Below are 8199 nucleotides of genomic sequence, written 5' to 3'. Positions count from 1 at the left end.
CTCCCTACTCCCTACTCCCTACTCCCTACTCCCTACTCCCTACTCCCTACTCCCTCTGAAGAATTACGAATTATGGAACCGACTGTTATTGTTAATAACCTCAACCATGCTTTCGGTCAAGGAGTATTACGTAAACCTGTATTGAGTAATGTAAATTTAGCAATTTATCCAGGAGAAATTGTCATCCTTACAGGCCCTTCTGGTGGTGGTAAAACAACATTACTCTCACTCATTGGTGGATTGCGATCAGTCCAAGAAGGAAGTCTAAAAATTTTTGGGCAAGAACTCAAAGGTTGTAACAAAGGGCAATTAACCAAAGTGCGGAACCAAATTGGTTTTATCTTCCAGCATCACAACTTACTCAAGTGTCTGAGTGCCTATGGTAATGTCCGCATGTCCTTAAAACTACATCAAGAAATTCCTAAACAAGAGTATCGACAACGCGCTGTCAATATTTTAGAAGCCGTAGGATTGGGCGATCGCATAGACTATTATCCCGAAAAATTATCAGGTGGACAAAAACAAAGAGTTGCGATCGCTAGGGCTTTAGTTGCCCAACCCAAATTAGTATTAGCAGACGAACCAACTTCATCATTAGACAGTAAAACCGGGAGAGACGTAGTTGACATCATTCAAAGTCTCGCCCAAGAAGAAGGCTGTTCCGTTCTGCTTGTAACTCACGACGCCCGCATCCTAGATATTGCCGATCGCATCGTTCATATGGAGGATGGGCGGTTATTTGGGAATGATAAATGACAATTCCCCATTCCCCAAAATGAAACCCATCACCAACTGGCTAGAAACCCGCGCTTGTGCCCCTGCATATAGCGGTTGGGTGCTGTTTGCAATTACTGTTTGTTTTTTTGGGGCTGCGATTAATACGATGGCTGGCTGGTTATATGTAACTAGCGGCGTTACTTTAGCCCTTTTGGGTTTAGCAGCTGTTTTACCACCGCGATCGCTTGTTGGTTTATCTATCAACCGTCGCCCCATCCAGCCAGTGACAGCAGGAAGCGAACTAACTATTGAAATAGAAATCCACAATTCCACACGGCAGTCTGTTAACTTACTGCAAGTCGAGGATATCCTGCCCTTCGTCTTGGGAAAACCAGTACAGCAGGCGATTGAAACGATACCTAGCCAAGACAGTTACCGCTGGATATATTATCACCCTACCCAACGCCGGGGCGTGTATCGCTGGCACACAGTCGAATTAGGTACTGGTGCCCCTTTGGGGTTGTTCTGGTGTCGCCGTCAACATGACTGTGCCGCCACAGCTATCGTTTATCCTACCGTTTTACCCTTAAGTACTTGCCCCCTAGTCGATGAAATGGGACAAGAAGAGAGTATAAAAAACGACTCTCGCGGTAGACCTTGGCAAACAACGACTACAGGACTGATGCGATCGCTACGTCCCTATCGTATCGGCGACTCCACTCGACTCATCCACTGGCGTACCAGTGCCCGCTATGGCGAGTTAAGGGTGCGGGAGTTAGAAATGGTCACAGATGGACAAGAAATCGTTATTGCTCTTGACAGTGCCGCTAATTGGGAAGAAGAGAACTTTGAGCAAGCAGTAATTACCGCAGCATCATTGTATTTTTATGCACAACGTCACCAGATGCAAGTACAACTTTGGACAGCAGCAACAGGTTTAGTTAGAGGCGATCGCTCTATCCTAGAAATATTAGCAGCGATCGCTCCTCAAGAAGACGCCAGCACCACAACTCCAGAAAGCCACCCCTTAATTTGGCTAACTCAAAACCCCTTGAGCCTTTCATCTCTTCCAAATGGTAGTCACTGGCTTTTATGGCAGAATACTTCTTTACCACCAGAAAAATTAGTCATCAATAAAGATTATCCTGGTATCGTCTTACAAAGTGAACAACCACTACAACCCCAACTGCAAAAAATATTTTAAAGGTAATTCGTAATTCGTAATTCGTAATTATTTATTCTCCCGGTTGGTGAGCGGAGTCGAACCGCTTCCTCATCTCCCGGTTGGTGAGCGGAGTCGAACCACATCTCTCCCTCACTTTGGGGGAATATCCCCAGTAACGCCCGAGTGAGGCTGAGGTACAATGCAAAGAAATATTTAAATTATGAGCAGTCGATTCAAATGATCTCATCAGAAGCTAACACAAAATCCAGCGATAAAAGCTTAGAGGCAATGCGGCATTTTTCCGAACAATACGCCAAGCGTACTGGAACGTATTTTTGTGCTGAGCCTTCTGTGACAGCAGTTGTGATTGAAGGACTAGCCAAACACAAAGATGAACTAGGTGCCCCCTTATGTCCCTGCCGCCACTACGAAGATAAAGAAGCTGAAGTTAACGCTGCCTATTGGAACTGTCCCTGTGTACCAATGCGAGAGCGTAAAGAGTGCCATTGTATGCTATTCCTTACCCCTGACAACGAGTTTGCAGGAGAGCAACAAGAAATCACCCTAGAAGCAATTAAAGAAGTGCGAGATAGCATGGGATGAGCGAAATCATGCCCCCAGAGTTTTGGCAAGGCGTAGAACAGTTCAATTCTGGTCAATATTATGCCTGCCATGACACCCTAGAAGCTCTTTGGATTGAAGCCAGCGAACCAGACAAAACTTTTTATCAAGGTGTTCTGCAAATTGCTGTAGCGCTGTATCATTTGGGTAATCGCAACTGGCGAGGAGCAGTGATATTACTAGGTGAAGGTAGCAATCGTCTGCAACGATACCCATCTATTTACGGCGAAATTGATGTAGACGAATTGTTAAACCAAAGTACCACATTGCTGAAGGTATTACAGCAAATAGGGCCAGACAAGATTACGACTGGAAACTTGAGTGAAAGTGAAGCCTTATCCCTGCCCAGTATTTCATTAATTAAACAGACGTAGAGACGCGCCATGGCGCGTCTTGTTTTTTAAGCTTGGTCGAATATTGAATGGTAGATTAGCGAAACCTTGACCTTGGAGGAAGCGTCATAGTGTGAGCTGGTAGTTATCCAAAAATTAATATCATGTTCGCTTGAAAACTTATCGTTAGCGCTGATGTGGAAACGCAAAGAAATTTGAACAATAATTGATTACCCGAACTTGATATTAAGATACGAATTTAGAAACTAACGATTTTGTAGAGACGTAGCAATGCTATGTCTACCAATGTCCAAAAAATCCTTCCCTAGATAAAGTAGTTGAGATAATTGATTGAGATACAAGCAGAAATACTAAACCTCAAATTACCATGATGCCCCGTTATCGATTCCCCAAACCACAGATGCGCCACTTGGGATTAGCCTTGCTCTTACCCACTGCACTCTTAGGTGCAATATTTATCAACAACCCTCTCAGTACCAAACAGCAAACAGCCACAGCACAAACCGCCACAGCAAATCGTCCGCTCACCATCCGCTCTGATGTGCAAGAATACGATTCTAAAACTCAAGTAATCACTGCTCGTGGTAATGTGCAAATGTTGTACCCAGCTCGTCAACTTCAAGCAACAGCAGCTCAAGCACAATACTTTAGTAAAGAACGCCGGATTGATTTCAGTGGCAATGTTTATATCTTGCAACAGGGTGGTAACAGTATTCGCGCGGAAAAGGTGACTTATTTAATTGATGAAGGACGATTTGTTGCTTTACCCCAATCCAACCGCCAAGTAGAGTCTATTTATATGGTTCAGGAATCAGATGATGGTGGTCAATCTAATACACCTGCCCCACAGACACCAACTTTTAGGCGTTCTAATTAGTGGTCTGGCAAAACAAAATTAACGGGTGAGGGTAGGGAATAGGGAATGGGGAACTCGGGGCCTCGCTCCCGGAGGAAGTAAGGATTAGGGGTAATGGGGAATTGCTCAAGAGTCAATAATCAAAAAATTAATTTTGAATTTCTTCTCCCTTATCTCTCCATTCCCTACTCCCCATTTTTATCAGCACCAAGCACTAAAGGACGCGAATAGTGAAAATTGTTTTAGAAAATATTCACAAATCTTACGGTAGGCGAATAATTGTTAATCGCGTCAATCTTTCTGTAGCCCAAGGTGAAGTTGTTGGCTTACTCGGCCCTAATGGAGCCGGCAAAACAACGACTTTTTACATTGCCACGGGTTTAGAAAGACCTAATCAGGGACGAGTTTGGCTGGATACTCTTGATATTACTGGCTTGCCAATGCATAAAAGAGCGAGGTTAGGTATTGGCTATTTGGCACAAGAGGCAAGTATTTTTCGCCAACTTTCGGTACAGGATAATATTCTCCTGGTACTAGAGCAGACAAATGTGCCACGATGGGAATGGTCGAGGCGGCTAAAAACCCTACTACAGGAGTTTAAGTTGGAAAAATTAGCCAACAGCAAAGGAATTCAACTTTCCGGTGGTGAACGACGGCGAACAGAACTAGCAAGAGCCTTGGCTGCTGGACGAGAAGGGCCAAAGTTTTTACTGTTGGATGAACCATTCGCTGGGGTTGACCCCATAGCGGTGTCAGAAATTCAACATATCGTAGCAGCTCTGCGCGATCGCGGTATGGGTATCTTAATCACAGATCACAATGTCCGCGAAACTCTCGCCATCACCGACCGCGCCTACATCATGCGCGAAGGGCAAATCCTCGCTTTTGGTATAGCGGAAGAACTATACAATAATCCACTAGTGCGACAGTACTATTTAGGTGATAATTTCCAAGTATAAATTAATAAATATTAATCCATGATCGCCTAGATCGCCATAATTTTGCTGAAATTGCTCAGTCACTGAAGATGAAACCTCGATACTAAATGCAGTATAAATACTTTGCTGTGCTTGGATTGCCGAGATTTAACTTTTAGAGTTGCTTATGATTTCAAAGAAGCTCACGTCTTTTTACACCCTACACTCGCTATTGCCTTTTACGATCATGGATCGCTACTTGGCTAGCGAACTGCTGCCGGTGTTTTTTTTTGGTGTCGGGGCTTTCTCATCATTGGGAGTAACAATTGATGCAGTATTCGACTTGGTGCGAAAAATAGTAGAATCCGGGCTACCCATAGATATCGCTATTCAAGTTTTTCTGCTCAAGCTGCCCAATTTCATTGTCTTAGCCTTTCCCATGTCCACCTTGCTAGCTACTTTGATGACCTACAGCCGTCTTTCTAGCGATAGTGAGTTAATCGCTTTGCGCGGCTGTGGCGTAAGTGTCTATCGCATGGTGTTAACTGCTGTAATGTTGAGCTTGGTGGTGACAGGCATGACGTTTGTGTTTAATGAACACATCGCGCCAGCAGCCAATTATCAAGCAGCTAATACCCTAGAGCAAGCTTTAAAATCAGATAAGCCAATATTGAAGCAGCAAAATATTTTCTATCCTGAATACCGAGAAAATCTTCAGCCAGATGGCACCAAAATTAAAATACTCATTCGCTTATTTTACGCTGACCAATTTGATGGCAAGCGAATGAAAGGCTTGACGATTATAGACCGTTCTACAGAGGGTGTCAATCAGATTGTGGTATCAGAATCCGCCCGGTGGAATGCATCTCAAAACGTCTGGGATTTCTACAACGGCACCATTTATTTAGTAGCTCCCGATCGCTCTTATCGCAACATCTTACGCTTTGAACAGCAACAACTCAAACTTCCCCGCACACCCTTAAGTTTGGCAGAAAAGAGCCGCGACTACGGTGAAATGAACATTGGCGAAGCACTAGAACAATTAGAAGTAGAACGCCTAGGTGGCGATCGTCAAAAAATTCGTAAACTGCAAGTCAGGATTCAACAAAAAATTTCCCTACCGTTTGTCTGTGTAGTTTTTGGCTTGGTAGGTGCAGCCATGGGAAGCATCCCTCAACGTACCGGACGCGGCACAAGTTTTGGTATTAGCGTCATCGTGATATTTTCGTACTACTTAATTTTCTTTATCAGTGGTGCAATGGGACAAGCAGGTGTCATCTCTCCCTTCATGGGAGCTTGGTTGCCCAACTTTATGTTCTTGGGAATAGGTGCATTTTTATTAATGCGAGTTGCCAAGCGGTAGGTTGAAGAGGGATGAGGGGGATGAGGGAGAAATTTTCTCCGTGTCACCGCGTCCCCGCGTCCCCGTGTCCCCGCGTCCTCTTCCCAATTCCCCAGTCCCCTATGACGGATGCTGATTTCGACATTCCGGTGCATCTGGGTTTTCTCGACAATATTCTTCAAAAGAAACTTTAGCTGAAACCATACCTTCAGCTTTTTGATGAGCGGCTTCTGCTTGGAGTTCTTCTACTTCATCCCAAGCAGCAGCACAGGCTTTAGAGTAAGCGCCTTGTTTTGTACAAATACTGCGAGCTTCTGCGATCGCTTGTTCAATTCTTTTTTCTCGTAGCAGCGCTTTTGGAGTTTCCACAAAATCGCTTTTCATCAGAATATCAGTAATTGAGATTATTCCCAAAAGCTTACCTTGGATTACAGGCGCTCTGCGGATGCCAGTCATCGCAAACAACCGTGCTACATATTCCACACTCAACTCAGGATTGACGACAATACAAGGCTTGCTCATAATTTCGTAAATCCGGACTTGTTTAGGGTCTTTGCCGTAGGCTGTTACTTTATAAACAATATCCGTTTCTGTGACAATGCCATAAGCATCATTATCATAACGACGATTTACAACCAGAGCGCGCAATCCTTTTTCCTTCATCAGTTCGACTGCTTCAGCGACACTAGCCGAACCACGAATGGTAACTACATCCTTGATCATAATATCTTCGGCTTTCATCATTACTGTAGGCTGCTGTTCCATAAAATTAATCCAAAGCCGGAGAGCCGGATATTGAGGTTTACTTTTAATTGCTACTTAAGGAAAAAGTCAGTTCCACACAGAACCCCCTAACTTTTATGTCCAATAAAATTTAGAATGTCGTTTTTTACACTTCCACTCAAATTTCAAAATTGGAACGGCTTCATGATCATATTTAAGTGCTATTTTTTTTGTATTTCTGTTAAGTCAGTAGCAATCTTATGTCCATAAAAAAGCTCTTGAGTAGGGAGTAGGGGAGAAAAATCAAAACCACCCACTAGTGGGTTGGAACTTCAACCGAAGGAGATTCACACAGGGACGCTTTTGCTCACCCTGATTAAGCTTCATAGCATCGCAATTTAGCTTGGTTTACACCTTTTACCCTGCTCCTCTGCCTCTATCAACCTACAACCAACATCTTGCGATTAAATAATCTAAGATGACTTTAGCGCCCTTGCTAAGTTTCGTCAGAAATTACAAATTAGAATTATTTATGAATTGGAGTGCTACATTACCAACTTTTTTCATTACCTTAAGAGAAGGTGTAGAAGCAGCTTTAGTTGTCGGTATCGTCTTCGCCTGTTTACAGCAAGCTGAACAACAAAAATTGTATCGTTGGGTATATTTAGGAATTCTCAGTGCCACTATAGCTAGTTTTGTGGTTGGTCTACTATTAAATTTAGGTATCCAGGGATTGCAGACATCAGATTTACTCTATGGGCCAGTTTTCAAACAATTATTTGAGGTGGGACTGGGTATAATTGCGATCGCCATGCTCAGTTGGATGCTCATTTGGATGACGCGACAAGCACGATTTTTGCAAGCAGAAATTACAGGTTCTGTTAAAAGTGCATTAGGTCAAGATAACCGCGCGGCTTGGGCAATTTTCAGCTTAGTTTTTATTGCTGTATTTCGAGAAGGTTTAGAGACGGCTGTATTTATCGTTGCTAAATTTCAAGAAGGCTGGACACCTGTAATTGGAGCAATTATTGGACTCGGCATGGCTGTTGTAATTGGTATGCTGTTGTTTAAGTGGAGCATCCGCATTAATTTGAGGCAATTTTTCCAAGTAATGGGTGTATTACTGTTACTAATTGTTTCTGGATTGGTAATTTCTGCTTTACGACATCTGGATGCAGCTGCTATAGCTTTTAGCCAAATCAATTCCTCAGTATCTAATATTTGTGGACTAGCAAATACCTCTTGTATTTTAGGCCCTCTGGTTTGGGATTTATCAACTATCTTGCCTGACCGACAGTTTCCCGGTATTTTGCTCAAAACCCTATTTGGCTATACCCAAAAGCTGTATCTAGTTCAGGCTGTCGGGTATGTGTTGTTTTGGGTGATTGTGGGTGGTTTATATTTTCGCAGCCTCAGCCAACCTACACAACTCAAACCAGCAACAAAACCTAATTAAATAATTCGTAATTCGTAATGACGCGACGCTCCTGTGTCGCTCTAAGCGA

Annotated in this window: 9 protein-coding genes; 8 read left to right on the top strand and 1 reads right to left on the bottom strand. The window is 43.4% G+C overall.

Features of this window, described 5'->3' with window-relative positions; all coding sequences use genetic code 11:
• The first annotated feature begins 72 nt into the window (after positions 1–72).
• The 7 genes from AC5JMF_RS26655 to AC5JMF_RS26625 all read left to right on the top strand — a co-directional run bounded on the left by AC5JMF_RS26655 (position 73) and on the right by AC5JMF_RS26625 (position 5992).
• Entirely contained in the window at positions 73–756 is a 684-nt protein-coding gene (locus tag AC5JMF_RS26655) for a DevA family ABC transporter ATP-binding protein (protein ID WP_495798723.1), read from the top strand.
• Positions 757–775: 19 nt separating this feature from the next.
• Positions 776–1921, top strand: coding sequence for a DUF58 domain-containing protein (locus AC5JMF_RS26650; protein WP_495798721.1), 1146 nt, complete (start codon positions 776–778; stop codon positions 1919–1921).
• A 198-nt stretch (positions 1922–2119) separates the two neighbouring features.
• Entirely contained in the window at positions 2120–2485 is a 366-nt protein-coding gene (locus AC5JMF_RS26645; RefSeq protein WP_495798720.1) for a ferredoxin thioredoxin reductase catalytic beta subunit, read from the top strand.
• The gene (locus AC5JMF_RS26640) at positions 2482–2877 is read left to right on the top strand and encodes a DUF309 domain-containing protein (RefSeq protein WP_495798719.1); all 396 of its coding nucleotides are present in this window, start codon (positions 2482–2484) and stop codon (positions 2875–2877) included. Before AC5JMF_RS26645 ends, AC5JMF_RS26640 begins: the two co-directional genes overlap by 4 nt.
• 346 nt (positions 2878–3223) lie before the next feature.
• Complete coding sequence (locus AC5JMF_RS26635; protein WP_495798718.1) at positions 3224–3733, top strand: LptA/OstA family protein; 510 nt, start codon at positions 3224–3226, stop codon at positions 3731–3733.
• Positions 3734–3942: 209 nt separating this feature from the next.
• Entirely contained in the window at positions 3943–4671 is a 729-nt protein-coding gene (gene lptB / locus AC5JMF_RS26630) for an LPS export ABC transporter ATP-binding protein (RefSeq protein ID WP_495798717.1), read from the top strand.
• A gap of 205 nt (positions 4672–4876) precedes the next feature.
• On the top strand, positions 4877–5992 hold the full coding sequence (locus AC5JMF_RS26625) for an LptF/LptG family permease (RefSeq protein WP_495798716.1): 1116 nt from the start codon (positions 4877–4879) through the stop codon (positions 5990–5992).
• Between the two features lie 99 nt (positions 5993–6091).
• On the opposite strand, the gene AC5JMF_RS26620 is transcribed toward AC5JMF_RS26625, so the two are convergent.
• Positions 6092–6715 (bottom strand): CP12 domain-containing protein, encoded by a 624-nt coding sequence (locus AC5JMF_RS26620; RefSeq protein WP_495798722.1) that lies wholly within the window; start codon positions 6713–6715, stop codon positions 6092–6094.
• Between the two features lie 511 nt (positions 6716–7226).
• Between AC5JMF_RS26620 and AC5JMF_RS26615 the strand changes: the two genes are divergently transcribed.
• Positions 7227–8150 (top strand): FTR1 family iron permease, encoded by a 924-nt coding sequence (locus AC5JMF_RS26615; protein ID WP_495798715.1) that lies wholly within the window; start codon positions 7227–7229, stop codon positions 8148–8150.
• Positions 8151–8199 lie beyond the last annotated feature (49 nt).

The sequence above is a fragment of the Desmonostoc vinosum genome (assembly GCF_059505385.1).
The sequence above is the reverse complement of the archived record's forward strand: the minus strand, read 5'-3'. Positions and strand labels throughout refer to the sequence as shown.

Coding starts and splice junctions, on each gene's coding strand:
- AC5JMF_RS26635 (WP_495798718.1), top strand. CDS start 3,224: ATGATGCCCCGTTATCGATTCCCCAAACCACAGATGCGCCACTTGGGA.
- AC5JMF_RS26655 (WP_495798723.1), top strand. CDS start 73: ATGGAACCGACTGTTATTGTTAATAACCTCAACCATGCTTTCGGTCAA.
- AC5JMF_RS26625 (WP_495798716.1), top strand. CDS start 4,877: ATGGATCGCTACTTGGCTAGCGAACTGCTGCCGGTGTTTTTTTTTGGT.
- AC5JMF_RS26620 (WP_495798722.1), bottom strand. CDS start 6,715: ATGATGAAAGCCGAAGATATTATGATCAAGGATGTAGTTACCATTCGT.
- AC5JMF_RS26645 (WP_495798720.1), top strand. CDS start 2,120: ATGATCTCATCAGAAGCTAACACAAAATCCAGCGATAAAAGCTTAGAG.
- AC5JMF_RS26650 (WP_495798721.1), top strand. CDS start 776: ATGAAACCCATCACCAACTGGCTAGAAACCCGCGCTTGTGCCCCTGCA.
- AC5JMF_RS26615 (WP_495798715.1), top strand. CDS start 7,227: ATGAATTGGAGTGCTACATTACCAACTTTTTTCATTACCTTAAGAGAA.
- AC5JMF_RS26640 (WP_495798719.1), top strand. CDS start 2,482: ATGAGCGAAATCATGCCCCCAGAGTTTTGGCAAGGCGTAGAACAGTTC.